This window comes from Ruegeria sp. HKCCD6426, from assembly GCF_057221115.1.
This window is the reverse complement of the sequence record NZ_JBWVBF010000005.1, coordinates 30398-46562: the sequence shown is the minus strand read 5'-3', so window position 1 is coordinate 46562 and position 16165 is coordinate 30398. Positions and strand designations below refer to the sequence as shown.

Annotated in this window: 12 protein-coding genes; all 12 read left to right on the top strand. The window is 55.8% G+C overall.

The features are described 5' to 3' along the window. The first annotated feature begins 270 nt into the window (after positions 1-270). The 12 genes from AC2TDA_RS15170 to AC2TDA_RS15115 all read left to right on the top strand — a co-directional run bounded on the left by AC2TDA_RS15170 (position 271) and on the right by AC2TDA_RS15115 (position 16157). Entirely contained in the window at positions 271-699 is a 429-nt protein-coding gene (locus AC2TDA_RS15170; RefSeq protein WP_480847441.1) for a hypothetical protein, read from the top strand. A 2-nt stretch (positions 700-701) separates the two neighbouring features. Then, positions 702-2714: a dynamin family protein gene (locus AC2TDA_RS15165; protein WP_480879530.1), complete on the top strand. Its 2013-nt coding sequence runs from the start codon at positions 702-704 to the stop codon at positions 2712-2714. An 8-nt stretch (positions 2715-2722) separates the two neighbouring features. Continuing rightward, on the top strand, positions 2723-4378 hold the full coding sequence (locus AC2TDA_RS15160; protein WP_480879529.1) for a dynamin family protein: 1656 nt from the start codon (positions 2723-2725) through the stop codon (positions 4376-4378). A gap of 51 nt (positions 4379-4429) precedes the next feature. Further along, positions 4430-4831 (top strand): hypothetical protein, encoded by a 402-nt coding sequence (locus AC2TDA_RS15155; protein WP_480879528.1) that lies wholly within the window; start codon positions 4430-4432, stop codon positions 4829-4831. 24 nt (positions 4832-4855) lie between these two features. Next, positions 4856-5722, top strand: coding sequence for a hypothetical protein (locus AC2TDA_RS15150; protein ID WP_480879527.1), 867 nt, complete (start codon positions 4856-4858; stop codon positions 5720-5722). A gap of 70 nt (positions 5723-5792) precedes the next feature. Next, the gene (locus AC2TDA_RS15145; RefSeq protein ID WP_480847450.1) at positions 5793-7832 is read left to right on the top strand and encodes a dynamin family protein; all 2040 of its coding nucleotides are present in this window, start codon (positions 5793-5795) and stop codon (positions 7830-7832) included. Continuing rightward, a complete protein-coding gene (locus AC2TDA_RS15140; protein WP_480879526.1) occupies positions 7829-9124 on the top strand; it encodes a dynamin family protein in 1296 nt (431 codons plus the stop codon). The genes AC2TDA_RS15145 and AC2TDA_RS15140 overlap by 4 nt, the downstream gene beginning before the upstream one ends. Before the next feature lie 339 nt (positions 9125-9463). Further along, entirely contained in the window at positions 9464-11689 is a 2226-nt protein-coding gene (locus tag AC2TDA_RS15135; RefSeq protein WP_480879525.1) for a serine/threonine protein kinase, read from the top strand. Between the two features lie 203 nt (positions 11690-11892). After that, on the top strand, positions 11893-12945 hold the full coding sequence (locus tag AC2TDA_RS15130) for an FHA domain-containing protein (protein ID WP_480879524.1): 1053 nt from the start codon (positions 11893-11895) through the stop codon (positions 12943-12945). Next, complete coding sequence (locus AC2TDA_RS15125; protein ID WP_480879523.1) at positions 12945-13724, top strand: PP2C family protein-serine/threonine phosphatase; 780 nt, start codon at positions 12945-12947, stop codon at positions 13722-13724. Before AC2TDA_RS15130 ends, AC2TDA_RS15125 begins: the two co-directional genes overlap by 1 nt. A 21-nt stretch (positions 13725-13745) precedes the next feature. Then, entirely contained in the window at positions 13746-15008 is a 1263-nt protein-coding gene (locus AC2TDA_RS15120) for a peptidoglycan-binding protein LysM (protein ID WP_480879522.1), read from the top strand. Between the two features lie 45 nt (positions 15009-15053). Continuing rightward, positions 15054-16157 carry a peptidoglycan-binding protein LysM gene (locus tag AC2TDA_RS15115; RefSeq protein WP_480847459.1) on the top strand — a complete coding sequence of 368 codons (1104 nt, stop codon included), beginning with the start codon at positions 15054-15056 and terminating at the stop codon, positions 16155-16157. The last annotated feature ends 8 nt before the right edge of the window (positions 16158-16165 follow it).

Below are 16165 nucleotides of genomic sequence, written 5' to 3'. Positions count from 1 at the left end.
TCATCGCGGAGCAACGTCGGGGTTTGCGAGCCAGCCAAGTGAAAATTGACCCACTCCCTGCTCCACTCAACCAAATTTCTCGCTTAGGTTGAGGCAATACTATGCAGGCGCCACCTTATTTGCGCCACATTTCAAACGCCAAAAAATCTTATTCGCGTCAAATTAAGACCGTGGTGATCGTAATTGATGGAGCACCAGGAGTTAATGAGTCTTTTCGCCACCTGGCAATGTACGAGTTTTAGCTCAACTCCAGTAGCAAGGGTCTCTGTCGTGACCAATCAGATATATTCCGCTGCCTCCGAGCAAGACGCTGTTGATCTTGCACGTGAAAGTTTTGTTGGCGAGCTGAAAACCCTGAACAGCCAGCATCCTGGCACCGGGTTCGGCATCGCACTAAAAACCCACTCGGGTAATCGTTACCTGTTGGCCAATGCCCGCATGCCATTGCCTGCCAACAATTCTCAGGACTTCCCGACCGGGCGCCGCGTGGCGAGCCTGGAGAATGGCGAACACTTCAGCTCAATCGAAGTTCTGGCAGATTCGTTCGCTTACGAATCGATCTCGCCCAAAACCGAGGCGGCAATTCTGGGCAATGCGTTGGATCTGATCGCTCGGATCGACATGTTGCCGGGTAACCCCATCGGCGGTCTGCCGGAAAATAAACAGGTCCACATGGCCGCAACAGGAACCGGAGGCTGACAATGGCGCGCAACGACCACCTTCTGTCCGTAGGAAACGAATCCCTGACCCCGATGACCGAGGCGATGGGTTCGTTGACGACTCAGATCGACCAGCTGACAGAGGTGGCGGATGCACGTTCCTCAGCGCGTCTGGCGACGCTCAAAACGCGTATGGAGAATTTCACCGCCAACGTCACGCTGGTGGGGCAGGTCAAGGCCGGAAAGTCCTCGATTGTGAACATACTGGCGGGACGACCCAACCTGTTGCCATCAGATGTTAACCCCTGGACGTCCGTTGTGACGACGCTGAACATCAATACCCGCACGCAGAGCGATACCCGTTCCAAGTTTACCTTTTTTGAGCAGGAAGAGTGGGACAATCTGATGGTTGGTGGTGGTCGCCTTGGCGAACTGGCCAACCGCGCGGGCGCCGATGACGAAATGGACGACATCCGGCGGCAGATTGGCGAAATGAAGGCGAAGTCTGAAGACCGGCTGGGCAAGCATTTCGATCTGATCCTGGGACAAAGTCACCAGTATGACTATTTCGATGAGGAACTGATCCAACGGTATGTTTGCCTGGGTGACGAGGACGACCCTGATATCAACCCCAAAACCGGTCGTTTCGCCGACGTGACCAAGTCTGCGGAATTGTACATGGACATTCCGCAGTATCCCATTGCGTTGAAACTGTGCGATACACCCGGCGTGAACGACACGTTCATGGTTCGCGAACAGATCACGTTGCGTAGTCTGCGCGGGTCCGAAGTCTGCATAGTCGTTTTGGCGGCCAGCCAGGCTCTGACGACCATGGATATGGCGCTGATGCGGATCATCGCGCAGTTCGAGAACCGCCAGATCATTCTTTTCGTGAACCGCATTGACGAGCTGTCGGACCCTGTAAATCAAGTGCCCGAGATCCGCGACCGGATCCAGGACACACTGAAACAGAACAACATCGACACCGATACCAGCATTGTTTTCGGCAGTGCACAATGGGCCGAAGCTGCTCTGACAGGCAATCCGGACATCCTGACCGAGGAGTCGCGTCAAGCGCTGAATACCTTCTATCTGGCCGCCGGTTTTGGTGATCAGGCCGCCTCGCTTGACAAGATCTGGGCGCTGTCGGGCCTACCGGATTTGCTGCTCGCGATGAATGAGCGCATCGCCGAGGGGGCAGGAAACCGTCTGCTGGATCGCGTTCGTCATCGCGCACGCAATATCGCCAGTCAAATTCGTGCCACCGCCGTTGCAAAAACCCTGGCTGATGGCGAAGGCGTTGTTCGGAATCTGGACGGGATTTCACCGGATGAAGCGATTGCGACCGTAGCCGCCGAGTATGAAAAGAAGGTGGCCGATCTGACTACCGCATTGCGCAGCAAGGTACTGGAGCGATTGAATTCTGCCGAGGCCAACTTTGTCAAACGCGCGACGGATTCGCTGATTGCACATCTCGAACAGAATGGAGAAGAAGGGACCTGGCAGTACGATCCTGCTGGCCTGCGAACCTTGCAAAAGGCAGCCTATTTCAGCTTTGCGCGGTCGATGCGCAAAGAAGCTGGTTCGCTTTACTCTGCCGCGGCTGCCGATATCGGTGCGCTGTATCACAAACTTCTGGGGAACCACCTGGGTGAATTCAGCATCGAAGCCCCGATCGTCCCTCGCGTACCGCCGCCGTTGGGCATTGGCCGCACAATCGCATTGGACCTGCAAAGCACGTGGTGGCGACGCTGGTGGCATAAGCGGAAAGGGTTCGAAGCTTACGCCGCAGATTACACTCGTCTGATCGCATCCGAGGCAAATTCGATCACCAAAGACATCGAGGAGAACCAGATCGCAGCCGTTCTGGAAAATGTCCGGGCCACATTGGCGGATTTCATGCGCGAGCAAAAGGAAACCCTTTTGAACATTTCGCAGTCTGCCGAGAACGACCCGGCCAGGACTTCGGAATTGATGGCCGGAATGCAGCCGCAAAAGTCGCGCGATGACATTCTGGGCGACATCCTCAAAGACCTCAGCAACGAAGCAGCATAAGAAGAGTTATGGTAAAAGATTTTCAACCCCGCTTCGTCTCTCCTAAAGCATGGGAACGCATCGAGCAGTGGTCCCGCCGCAAACCTGTCTTTGCGCTTATGGGAGAATTCAGTGCCGGCAAATCGACACTGATGAACTTTCTCTTGCGCAAGCAGGCATTGCCCACACAGGTCACGGCAACGCAACTGCCGCCCATCTGGTTCAGTTGGGGACGACGGCCTGCTTACATCAAACGCCACGATGGCAGCACGCAGACGATCGAGCTGGATCAACTGGATACGGTTGGCGTGAACGATGCACAGTTTGTACGCATTTTTCTGGAAGCCGACATTCTCGAGGCTGTAGATCTGATTGACACGCCCGGTATTTCCGACCCAAAAATATCGACTGATGTTTGGCGACGTGCGGTTGGTCAGGCCAACGGTGTATTGTGGTGTACGCATTCGACACAAGCCTGGAGGGAAACCGAACGGGCGACTTGGGTGGCGTTGCCCGAACGGCTGCAGAACAATTCTCTGTTGCTGGTGACCCGGGCAGATGCTCTGAATCAGAAAGACCGGCAAAAAGTACTGCGACGGGTGAACCGTGAAGCTGGCCACCTGTTTAACCGTTCGATCCTGTTTTCGGCCCGTGACGCAATTATTGCCCGCGACAAAACTGGCGACGCGGAAATGTGGGCCCGCAGCGGCGGCGGCAAGATGGTCGACAGTTTCCTGGAGATCACCGAACAGATAATGGACAATCGCGCGAATATGCTTGCCCGGTATCAGATCGACAAATCCATGGCGGGTGGTGCCAGAGTGCAGCCCATTCGGCCAACCAGTAGCGCTGATTCTGAAGTATCGACGCTGAAACTGGTTGAAAGAGTCGATCCGGAACCTGCAGATCAAGATGTCGTTACAAACTTCCCTGTCCGTCCAGCGCGCGTTGAGCGGAGAGAAGAAGACACGGGTCGTTCGCGCATTGACGCGGAAGAGGCCGAGAAGCTGCGTGCGGAAATGGTGCCTGAGGTTGATGCGTCCGGCGACGAACTGCGCGCGTACTTTAAGGATACATCTGATGATCCGTTGGATCTGAACGTTTTGGCGCGTCCCGGGGATGACGTGGATGAATTCGAGTTTCTTGCTGACGAAGATCAAGATGACGAACCTGAATTAATCGTCATCGCGGCAGAAGAAACAGATGGACCCCTAGACGCAGAGGCCAAGCCGCATGACTCGGAGACAGAGGCCAAAGAAGCAGGATCGGATATCGAAACATCGGTCTCTTCAATCACGGCGTTACTGGCCGAGCAGTCTCAGAATACCGACCAAGAGTATGAACCAGAACCGGAATCGAATGCCCTGACAGGTGACCATGTCGTTTCAATGGTCAGCGAAGAAAACGAGCAACAGGTGAATACAACCCGGGTCGACGAGGCCGCTCCGGAACTGACAAACTTGCTGAACGTGCCAGCCGGTGTTCCGCTCAGCGCGTCGGATATGTGGCACGAGGTTGTTGCGAACGAGGAACTCCCCGAAGACGCCAAAGGCCTGCAAAGCGTGTTTGCTGCATTTTTGACCGAGTTCGATCAGATCGCTCGGGAACACAGCAACGGCAGCGAGAAAGAGCGGCCAATCCCGAAGCTCAAGGAAAATGGCGGAGCAGATTGGCATGTACTGTAACAGCCCTGCCCCTAGGTTTTTTCGTATTAGGTTATTCGAACGAGTCGAGAGATGACGATAGACGTAGCCTTGTCCTCTGCCATGAAGACCATACCCGACTGCATCGCAGCCGGGTATGTCGATATGGAGACCGGAATGTTGCTGGGGCTGCAGGTAGCAGAGGCTGAACATTCTGAAGTATTGGAGAACTTAGCGCTGGCCGTTGCGAATCTGTTTCAGGGCCGTGGCGTCATTGCCTTTGAAGGACTGTTGCGTGCGGCGGGTTCAGATGGGGCCGATCATCCGGGATTTGGGGAAATCGCGGTGTTTTCGGACAACCGGCTACACATCTTTCTGCGAACGCGGCAATATCCTAATCATGTGATCTGTTACATTTGCCGAGACAGTGCCAATGTCGGGTTGGCACTGACAAAATCGCATCTAAGCCTTGGGCCGGTGGCAGAGGCAGTTTAGACGGGACCAGAGGGGGTCACGGATATGATGGACACAGACATAATGGAGATGCTCGAAGATATCGGGCGATCCTCGACTGCGCGCTTGTCACCTGCCGTTCACCTTGCAGGGGATACAGCAAACGAGCGTCGACAAAAGGTACTGGGCACTATTCGGGGCACAATCCTGCCGCGTCGGCTGGAATTCACCGCATCCACCGGCGATTGTCTCGCGATTGAAGTCAACAGCTCGCGGATTACGGACATCTTTCGCAGCAGCACTGGACCTTTACCCGACTTCGAAACCGAACCGCGCGCCGAACTCACGACGAAACTGGCCCACTTGGTAACCGACATCGCAGGTGCGCCAGGGCCCCTTGAACTGGTATCAATGCGACCTGACACCGCCCTAGAGGCGGATGATGTCGGCATCACCTATTCCGAGATCGAAGCTGCCTGCGCGCAGATCAGTCTACCGGACGAACCGCATGTTTCCATCGTCCCTTCCAGCGCCGAAGACACAGTTGACGCGTGCGATAACAATTCCAGTGATCCAGTGGGCCTGGCCCGTCAGTTTTACGACGATGCCGCGCGTTTTGCGCAGGGCCAAGCTCTGTTCGACGATCAAGACAGTTCCGCACCACTGCTCGATGGGCTATGCGCCCCAGGTCAACCAGCGCACCCGGACGGCGATATTCTGGCTCAGTTTACTCGCGATTTGGCAGGGTGGGATGCTGACACTAAAGCATCGCTTTCGCGACCTCAAATGGTTGTATTGCGCCCGACAGGCGGACAAGGCACTGGTCTAGCTTTGTTGCGGGATGGTCAGCAAACCGTTGCAACTTTGCATGACGCGCGCAAGCTGGGCGCCATGGTGAATTTGTGGAAATCTTTAAAGGGCGCCGTCGAATGACCGCGATCCTGCCCAATATGTTCCTTTCTAATGTGTCAGTCCGAGTATACGAGTTATCAGGGTAAGTATTATGAGTGAGTTTAACCGCCGTGAATTGATCCGCATCGCCGACGAGATGAACGGGATGAGTAATGACGAAACCCGTCAATTCATCACGCGTATTGTGGACGACTTATCAAATCTCAAGCCTTCAATTGCATTCGTCGGCCAGATCAAAGCCGGAAAATCACGCCTGATCAACGGCTTTACCGGTCAGGCGGAATACCTGCCGTCGGATGTGAACCCTTGGACCACGGTTATTACCGACATGCATTTCGGGCACCCGTCCGGGCGGACTTCGGGTGCCGAGTTCCATTTCTTCGACAACCGCCAGTGGCAAGCCCTGATCGCTGAAGGCGAAGAACTGCGCAATATGTTTCCCGATGAGGAAGACAGCTATAAGCGCGAGATGATCGAAGAGCAGGTCGAGGCGATGAAAACCCGCGCCAAACTGCGTCTGGGCGAAAGCTATAAGCACCTGCTGGGTCAGCATCATGATCTTGACGAGCTGACGTCGGATGATTTGGCGCGATACGTCTGTGCCGGCGATGACCCGACAGAGGAAGGTGAATACGATCCGGGTTCGGACCGAGGGCTGTATAGCGACATCACCCGCAAGGCTGAGGTCTATTTCGACATCGGTCATTTTCCGTATCCGTTGACGGTAACCGACACACCAGGCGTCAACGATCCGCTGCTGATCCGTGAAGAGATCTCGCGACAGTACCTCAAGGAATCCGATTTTTTCGTCGTTGTTTTGTCGGCACATCAGGCCCTGTCACGCGCCGATCTGAAACTTTTCCGACTGATGCAAGCACTGGAATTGGGTCAGATCGTCGTATTCATCAATCGTGTGGACGAGTTGGGCGGTGGTTCGGACGATGCTGCCAAAGTTCGCGTCGATGTGATGGACGGACTGGAAAAGGCGCTTGGCAATTCGGACATCGATGTCCTAATGGGCAGCGCCCAATGGGCGCATTACGCGCTGACCGGTGATGATGCCGGAATCAATCACGACGATATTCTGGCCTGGCTGCGCGCCCATCCCGAGCAGATGAAGCAGTACCTGGATGGTGTCGAAGAGATCAAGCAAGGCCCCGGACCCATTAGCCGCGAAGCTGTATTGCGTTTTGCAGCGATGATCGCTTCGGGTCTGCCGGATCTGCGTCGTCACGTGACACAGGCCCTGACCAACGGCCCGCGCAACGAACAATTGCGCATGGCGTGGCAACACCTGAACAGCTTTGCGCAAGGTGAATTGGAGCGCAGCAGCGCAAGGCTGCGGGCGCTGGAGGCTGAAGAAGGGCCAAACGCCAGTGACGCGGATAACAACAAGACCCTCGCCGAGTTGCGCGCGCTAATCGGGAATAAAACCGAAGCAATCAACAATGATATGGATGATGTTCTGGCCAACCTGCGCGGTGTCATGGACGATACCGTGGCCGAGGCGGTCTCGATCGTAGTGCGCGGGCCTGACGGTCAGTCCCCGTTGTTGGCCAAGAATGGCGAAACCGAACTCAACTTTACACCCCTGCGCGAACGGATGCGCGAGCTGGTGCAGGGTGCAACTCAGGTCGTTCGACAGCGCATGCTGAGCGAACTGTATGCCATTGATCTTCAAAGCAACGCTGCGCTGCGCGCCCTGCCGGGCTGGCAGGAACCGGTGGACAACCGAATGAACACCAGTGCCGTGCGCTGGTTCCGCCCTGACATGACCGCCCTGACCCGTGGCATTACCGTGGAACTTCGTGTCACCTGGTTGTCGAGGTTGATTTCACGTAAGAGCGTTGTAAACCGAGCCGAACGGATGATCGTCCAGGAATTCGAGATGATCGGCGATGACCTGATCGATACCGCCCGCAGTGATCTGGTTGAACGGTTACAAACCGTTTTGGACCATTATTTGGCGCTGCTCGCCGGGCATCTGGAACATCGCGTCGGGCCAGACGGGTCCAACCCACGTACCGAGGCTCAACGCGCCGTCGACCAGGCTCGCCGCATTACAGATGAGCTGAGCACGGCGCTGGGACCCATCACCGCGGATAACCCACAGGCAGAGGCTGCAGAATGATCGAATTCCCCAGAACCGAGCAGGAAGTGCGTCAACTTGAACGCTTTCTGACCGCGACTGAAAAGGCACCGGCATCGGATGAGCTTGAGCAGATGCGCGCAAGCGCTCTGATACATGCAGAACGGCTGTCCAACGCGGTAACTATCGGTTTTGCCGGAGAGTTCGGCGCGGGAAAATCCAGCTTGGCTAATATGCTTGCTGGTGCCGATATTCTGCCCACCGGACCGCAACATCTGAAGCTGCCGTTGGTCATCGTGGCGTATGCCGAGCAACCCGAAACCACAGTTGGCTGGTGGGACAAGGAGCCCAAGGTTTATTCCGGCATTGCCCTGGATAAAGCAGCCGGTGACAATCCGGACTTTATCTCGGTCGGAGTAAACACCCCTGCCCTGCAAGAGATTTCGCTCTATGATTTGCCCGGCTCCGGCGCACTTGACGATACGTACAAACAGACGCTGGAATTGCTTGAATATGTTGATTGCGCGATCTGGTGTACCAACGGCACAACAGCCTGGCGAGAAACTGAGCGGCATTTGTGGTCGCAAGTCCCCCAAAAACTGCGGGACAACAGTTTGCTGGCGGTAACACATGCGGATCTTTTGTCTGATGAAACCGCACTCGACAGGGTTACAAAACGTCTGGAGAAGGAAAAGGGAGACCTATTCCAAGCCGTTGTTCCAATTGGCACGCCGGTTGCCGTGCGTGCCATGGCAAAGGAACCCGAACCTGATTTCGATCTCTGGAACGCCTGTGGCGGCCAAAATTTGGCCGAACAAGTGTTGAACATAGCATCCTGCCGTCGTCAGCGCGATCTTGATGCTGCACAACAGGACCTGAAAGATCAGTTTCTGCCTTACCTGGCATCTCTCGAGGGCTCCGAAGAAGTTTCTGACCCAACACCTGGCTCGCATTCTCAGTCGGTTCAATCCAGCTTAAGTGCCGCCCTGCCCCCGCTGGACAATCCAATCCTTGAGGATTGGCTGGCGGCCATTACCAGCATCTATGATGATCTGCGGGAATCCTCGGAAATGGAGCCTGCAGCATTCCTGCAAAGTTGTCAGGAGATCGTCGAGGATTTTGCGGAACGGCTGGAGTCCGGCAGTGAAATCGACCCCGAGGCCGACTGGATTCCCGGTGAGTTCGAAAAGGCAACAGACTTGTTGTTACTGTTGCAATTCGAAAGCGGAGATGCACCACTGAAGGACGCTATCAGCATCCTTGCGCAACTGAGCGACAACTTGGCATGGGCAGGCAGTACCGTGGCATCCGCCTCGCCACGTACCGGAACCTGATCGATTCTCGCTAAAATTGAGTCGAAATCCGACGATTCGAATGAGGCAGAATCATCTTTTTATTGTTTCGAGTTCGTAGACCAAACAATCGAATTCAAAGAATAAGTACACATCGCCTTACCCTAATTTTACAACATGGTGTGTCGATTGTGACGGTAACCACTATATGTGCGATTCTGTAAAATCGCATCCTTAGTGAAGCCATGAGGCGGCCCCAATAAAGTCAAATTTGAACCGTCTAACCGTTTCAAGTGTCCTGCGGTTGTTTTTGGTTGTGAGTTTCGTGGGCTGAATGTCCGGTTTTTTGTGCCGCAAACTAAATTGAATGGGCGGGAAGACATGAGCCACAACCAGGCGGTCGGCGCAACGCACGACGAACCTCAAATCGAAGGCCTGAAACCGGGTGCAAAGCTTTTGCGCGGCCAGTACGAGATCATCAGTTTTCTCAGCAATGGCGGTTTCGGAATCACCTATCTTGCACGCGACAGCCTGGAGCGCGATGTAGTCATCAAAGAGTGCTATCCGGGTGCTCTGTGCCATAGAAATGGCGATCTGGTCGAGCCAGCCGATCCGGACCATAAAGACGACTTGCGTTCGATCATAGACCTGTTCATTCAGGAAGCCCGCAATCACGCGCGGCTGGTACACCCCAACATCGTCGATGTTCACCAGGTGTTCGAAGACAACAACACTGCTTACATCGCGATGGATCTCATCCGCGGTTGCGACCTGCTGGATTACATCGACAAGCCCAACAACGAAAGCGGACCTGACTTTATCGTTCAGGTCACTGAAAAAATGCTGTCGGCGGTATCATTCATTCATCAAAGCGGCATGTTGCATCGGGACATATCGCCCGACAATATCTTGATCGACGAACATGGCGAACCGATCCTGATTGACTTCGGTGCAGCGCGCGAGCAAGCGGCACATAAATCCGCCGCCTTGCTGACACTGCGCGTGATCAAGGATGGCTACTCGCCACATGAGTTTTATGTTCGCGGTGCGGAACAGGGTCCTAGCAGCGATCTCTATGTTCTGGCGGCGACATTGTATCACGCCATCAGCGGCGAACGTCCAATCGATGGTCAAACCCGTTTGAACGCCTTCAACAGTGGCCAATCCGATCCATACACGCCACTGGCCGAACTCTTTGACGGGTATCCGGACGGGTTCCTGGAAGCGATCGACAAGGCGATGGAAGTGCACGCCACTGACAGGCTTCAATCCGCGTTGGATTGGTTGCGTATGTTCCGGGGTCCGGACGTCATGTTCGAAACCTTTGCCTACCGTCCGGTATCAGTCATCGTCGGAATGGACCGCAAGGATGAAGCGGCGGAAAAAGCGCGCATCAAAGCGGAAAGCGACAACGCCGAAGCCGTGGTCACAGCACTGTTGGCTGGTAACGCGGATTTGGCATTGGGCAATGAGGACAAGTCGGAAGAAGAGCTGGCCAAGTTTACGCCCAAGGAAGAAACCCCCACAGCGGTGGATACCATCGTCCAAAGCGGCTCGGGCGGCAGTAGCAAGATGGTCATGGCCGCCGGCGTCGCGCTGGTTGCCCTCGCTGCTGGAGGATATTTCGTAATGTCGGGCGACAAGACACCGTCCGAAGCAAGCCCGGTAACAGCGCAGGCTCCGGCCACTCCGGAGCCAGTGAACGCTGTACCGGAACCGGTCGAGCAGACCGCCGAAGCCGTATCAGAGCCGGAACCGGCCGAACCCGCTTTGGCAACAGAACCAGAGGTCAGACAGGAACAGCCTATCGAGCAGGCGCAGACCCAACCTGAAGCCTCGGCCATCGCCGAAGCCACGAACGAAAAAGCAGAGACGACTGAAGCTCAGGTCGAAGTCGCCCAAGAGGCCGACACTGCAGCCGCGCCGGTCGAAACGACGGCCAACGTGGAAGATGTTCAACCCGTTGAACCCGAACCGGTTGCAGTTGAAGCTTCGGTGAACGTGGCTGAGCATCAGGTTGCATTTGGCCATTGGGACGTTGAAGTCCCGTTTAACACGTCGAAACGTCGCGGTACCACCGGGAACGTTCTTGCTGTCACCGGCATAAAATCCGGGCAGGACATGTCCGTCATAGGTGACTGGGTACAGCGCGGCGCGACGATCTACACGTTGAATGGCAATCCTGTGCGCGCAGATGCATCTCTGGCGGCGCAAGTACTGGACGGCTTTTCGGTTGATCCGGATGGATTTATCCGCGTTACCGCGCGTTACCGCACGTTGGGTAAAACCCGGGCACAGAACGGGTTGCTGGCCTTGCCCGCTATCCGCGCGTTCGGGTTGCAAAACGGCTACACGTTCGAGGCGCGGCATTCAGGCGATACAGGTTGGCAGACTGTTGTGACTACTGCACCGCAGCAAGGTGCAGGCAACCTTCAGCAAGGCGACGTTCTGTTGCATGAGACCCAAACTGGTCTGGCGATTGACGCCCCTGAAGGCCTGGATGCGGTACTGGCCTCTCTGGTTTCCAAAAATATACCCCAAGCGAAAGTGACCGTACTGCGTAATGGGGCTGAGACGGCTGCAACCATGCAGCTAACCCAGGAGTAGATCTGACCGGTGTGAGTGAAATTCGCCAGTGTGTGTTTGCTGAGGGCGGCGTTAATATCGCCTCTCTGTCGGGAGCCGGCCCGTCGCGAAGTTAATTAGTTTCGCTGTTTCTCCTTCATCAGTGACCCCGCCCGCAAGTGCGGAGGTTTGTAGCAACGCCGCGGATTGAACCCCGTGCCAGAACTAAAAAAGGTGTCGACACCATGTTCAAATACAAAAGCCCTCTCAGCCGGCTTCTCGAAGGTGCCGGCAAAACCAAAGACGAAGACAAAGCTGAAGCCAGCGCCGCAGAAGCCGAAAAAACAGAGCAGCCCGCACCGATTGCGGACTTCGCCGCTCTGCGTCAGGCATTGGGCGGCGGTGATACATCTGCAGAAAACTACGAAGAAGCAGATGAGCTGATCCCCGAAGACAAGATGCCCGATTTCGCCGAAAGCGACGTGGTTGAAACTGCGCCGGAATTGGAAGACGAAAGCTCCAGTTCAGAAATCGAAGACACCGAGGCCGAGGCACCAGCCGAAGAAATTGAAAAGAGTGATGAACAGATCGTCACTCTGCACTTAAACCCGTCCGAGTCGGATGGCAGCGAAGACGCCATGCTAGCGGCTGTCTCAGAAGCCGCCACCGAGAGTGTAGACGAAACGCTGGAAACACCCGTCGAGCCTGCTTTGGTTGAAGTTTCTTCTGAGCCCGCTCAGGAACCGAAGCCCGAACCGGTTGTTGAACCCGTGATCGAGGTAACCTCCGAATCGACCGTAGTTGTTTCCGAGCAACCCGCACCGGCCCCGGCCACCGATCGTCGTTCTCGTGTTAAAACGACCTTCCTGGGCTTCGAACGCGCGGATACGCATGTTCAAGAGATGATTGAAACAGCCGCCCCAGTCGCCAAGGCCGAAGCTGCTCAGCAAACCTTTCCTGTAGGTTGGCTGGTTGTGACTGCTGGTCCCGGCCGTGGCTCATGTATTACCCTGACCGAGGGTTTGATGCAGATCGGCCGCAATGACGATCAGGCTATCCAGTTGGATTTTGGCGACACCGGCATTTCACGCAGCAACCATGCGGTGATCGCCTATGATCCCGAAGATCGAAAATGCTACCTGGGTCATGGCGGCAAAGCCAACCTCGTGCGATTGAATGGGAAACCGGTGCTGAGCACCGTTGCCCTATCCAACGGCGATTTGATCCGCATCAGCGAAACCTCGATCCGGTTTACCGCCTTCTGCGATGACGGCTTTGACTGGCGGGATGCCGATTAATGCTGGCGACGCCTGCATATGACATCGCCCTAATTCTGAATCAGGGTCAGCGCGATGGGCAGGAAGACGCGATTGCAGCCCGTGTCTCGGACACGGCCAGCGCGGGATATGTCGTTGTCGCCGATGGGATGGGCGGGCATGACGCAGGCGACATCGCGTCAGAGCTGGTCATTTCCGCATGGCGCGAGGCAATGGATGCTCAGCTGGATGAACCCGACCTTGTTGAGGGCGCTCTGCTCGACGCCCTGCCGTTGGCCGCAATGCAGGCCAACGCCGCTGTGGCAAGCCACGGCGAAGAACACGGGGTCAGATTAGGGTCCACCCTGCTGGGCATGCTGATGCTGGGCCGCCGGGTGTTCTGGATCTCGATCGGTGACAGCCCGTTGTATTTGTTCCGCGACGCGGTGCTGACGCAAATCAATGAGGACCATTCGATGGCTCCCGTGATCGACGCTAAGGTCACCGAAGGTACGTTGACCACGGATGAAGCTTTGTCGCATCCCGACCGCAACCAACTGACTTCGGTCATCATGGGAGCCGCAATCCCCAAGGTGGATTGCCCCGAGCAGCCGCTGGCACTGCGCCCAGCGGACATTCTGATACTCGGCAGCGACGGTCTGCAATACCTCAGCAATCCTGAAATCGAGACCCTTATACGCACTCACGCCCAGTCACCGGCCCGCGATATCGCAGACGCCCTTTTGCAGGCCCTTCAAGGCAAGGGCGATCCGGATCAGGACAACATTTCAATCGCCGTGGTCAAACCGGCGAAACCATAAAAAGGCAAAGCAACGGGACCCATGAGAAAACATCTGATCATATCCAGTCTGGCACTTGCAGCCGCAACAGGCACAGCCTCGGCGCAAGAAGCATGCTCGACGTATGAAATTAAGCGCGGCGACAGCCTACGCGAACTGGCGATTGCGGTCTACGCAACCGAAGACTATCGGTTTATTTTTGACGCCAACCGCGATGTCATTGGATCGAACCCGAACATCATTCGCGTTGGCGACGTCCTGACTCTTCCCTGTCTCGACGAAATAGGGCGCGCGCCGCAGCTGCCAGATACTGAGGCCGGGCGTATGGCTGCCGAAATGGCCGCAGAGCTGGTCAAAGCCGCCGAGCAGCGGGCGGAAAAAGCCATCGCCGAGGCCGAAGCCCGCGTTGCTGTAGCCGAGGCAGAAGCCAAGAAGGCCAGTGAAGAGGCCGTGGTCGTAGCCAAAGCAGCCGCAAAGGAAGAAATCGAAGCGGCGCGCGTGGAAGGCGCAGCCCTGATCCGCAACGCGGATGACGGCGCACGCCCGGAAATCCGTGACCGCCAGCTGCTGTTGATTACCGGCGGCAACTATGCACCGTTCACCGATGAAAACCTGCCCCAACGCGGCCTCTATACAGAGCTTGTTGAGACTGCCTTTCTACGCGCTGCGCCTGAACAGAATTACAAAATTCAGTTCGTAAACGACTGGTCTTCGCATCTGGACCTGCTGATGCCGACGCTGGCCTTTGACGCGACTTTTCCTTGGTCGCGGCCGGATTGCGACTCGGCGGAGGCGCTGTCTGAAAGCGACCGCGCGCGGTGCGAAACTTACAATTTCTCAAACCCTTTCTACGAAGTCGTGGATACGTTCTTCGCCCGCGAGGGATCCGATTACGTTGAAACGCGGACTTACGCAGATTTTGCGGACGCCACGATCTGCCGCCCCGAAGGCTGGTCCCTGTCGCACATGAACGCAGTAAGCCTGTACGAACCAGTCATCAAGCTGATGCGACCAGTATCCCCCGATGACTGTTTTCACGCGGTCATGGAGGGCAACGCCGACATCGTCGCGATCGAGGCGCATCTGGCAGTCGAGGCCATCAGCCGCTTGGGTTACGAGCACCAGATCGTCGAAAACCCCAACCTTGCGGCGATCAAGTCTCTTAACATCATGACACACAAAGATAATCCTGACGGTGAAGCGGTCCTTGAGACGCTGAATCAGGGTCTGGCGATCATGCAGCAATCAGGCGAATGGCGGGATATCGTGTCCACTGCCCTGCGTCATCAAATGGAAAATGGATAAGGCTCCTAAGAAGCCTGACAACACAAATCACTGGAGGAAGTGGAAATGTTTGATATGAAGAAAATCGCGATGTCGGCTGTGGCCTTCACAGCAGTGAGTGCCGGTGCAGCTGCCGCGCAGGAAGCATGTACCAACTACACGGTTGCGGACGGTGACACGATGGCAACCATTGCCATCGCAGCTTACGGCACATCAAACTATCAGCCGATCTTCAACGCGAACCGCAATGTCATCGCCAATCCGAACAGCCTGGAACCCGGTCTGGTACTGGCTTTGCCTTGTGAGGACGGAAGCCTGCCGAACGGTCAGTCGGCACGAGAAATCATCGCTGCGGAAGAACAGCGTGCGGCAAACGTAAAACGCTCCAGCGTATATCAGCCTCCGATCAAGTTGGTCACCGGCAACGGCTGGGCTCCGTTTGCGGATGAATCGCTGAATGGCGGTGGCGCCATCACGCGTCTGGGAACCACAGCCCTGCAGCGTGGCGGTAACGCACGTGATTATTCGGTCAGCTTCGTTGATGACTGGAATTCACACCTGGAAACACTGTTGCCTCTGGGCGCGTTCGACGTGTCAATGGCGTGGAACATGCCGGATTGCACGAACCGTTCCTATGAATGGTCTTGGGAAACCGAAGTTCGCTGCACGCAGTTCGACTCGTCAGTTCCGGTTTATGACATTGTCGTCGGCTTCTACACGATACCGGAAAGCGATTTTGCCGGTGCAACGACCTTCGAAGAACTAAAGGGCGCAACCATCTGCCGGATGGACGGCTGGTTCATTCACGACCTGGAGCAGGAAGGCCTGCACAACGGCGAATCCATGACACTTATGCAACCTATTACGGCTCGTGAATGCCTTGATGCCGTTTTGACCGGAACCGCTGACGTTGCGACTTTCGAAGTTCAGCTGTTCTCGGATACCATGGTGGAAATGGGTTTGAACCAGAACGATTTGGTTGAAAACCCCTTCGTGACATCACTGTCGTCGCTGCGCTTTATCAGCCACCGCAGCAACCCATTCGGCAAGCAATATCTGGCCATGCTGAACAAGGGTATGAATGAAATGCGTGAATCCGGCGAATGGTATGCCATCGTTTCGGATACACTGCGTGAACATAACGAAAAACTGATGGCAGCATCGAACTGATCCCTCGG

Coding starts and splice junctions, on each gene's coding strand:
- AC2TDA_RS15165 (WP_480879530.1), top strand. CDS start 702: ATGGCGCGCAACGACCACCTTCTGTCCGTAGGAAACGAATCCCTGACC.
- AC2TDA_RS15160 (WP_480879529.1), top strand. CDS start 2,723: ATGGTAAAAGATTTTCAACCCCGCTTCGTCTCTCCTAAAGCATGGGAA.
- AC2TDA_RS15155 (WP_480879528.1), top strand. CDS start 4,430: ATGACGATAGACGTAGCCTTGTCCTCTGCCATGAAGACCATACCCGAC.
- AC2TDA_RS15150 (WP_480879527.1), top strand. CDS start 4,856: ATGATGGACACAGACATAATGGAGATGCTCGAAGATATCGGGCGATCC.
- AC2TDA_RS15145 (WP_480847450.1), top strand. CDS start 5,793: ATGAGTGAGTTTAACCGCCGTGAATTGATCCGCATCGCCGACGAGATG.
- AC2TDA_RS15140 (WP_480879526.1), top strand. CDS start 7,829: ATGATCGAATTCCCCAGAACCGAGCAGGAAGTGCGTCAACTTGAACGC.
- AC2TDA_RS15135 (WP_480879525.1), top strand. CDS start 9,464: ATGAGCCACAACCAGGCGGTCGGCGCAACGCACGACGAACCTCAAATC.
- AC2TDA_RS15130 (WP_480879524.1), top strand. CDS start 11,893: ATGTTCAAATACAAAAGCCCTCTCAGCCGGCTTCTCGAAGGTGCCGGC.
- AC2TDA_RS15125 (WP_480879523.1), top strand. CDS start 12,945: ATGCTGGCGACGCCTGCATATGACATCGCCCTAATTCTGAATCAGGGT.
- AC2TDA_RS15120 (WP_480879522.1), top strand. CDS start 13,746: ATGAGAAAACATCTGATCATATCCAGTCTGGCACTTGCAGCCGCAACA.
- AC2TDA_RS15115 (WP_480847459.1), top strand. CDS start 15,054: ATGTTTGATATGAAGAAAATCGCGATGTCGGCTGTGGCCTTCACAGCA.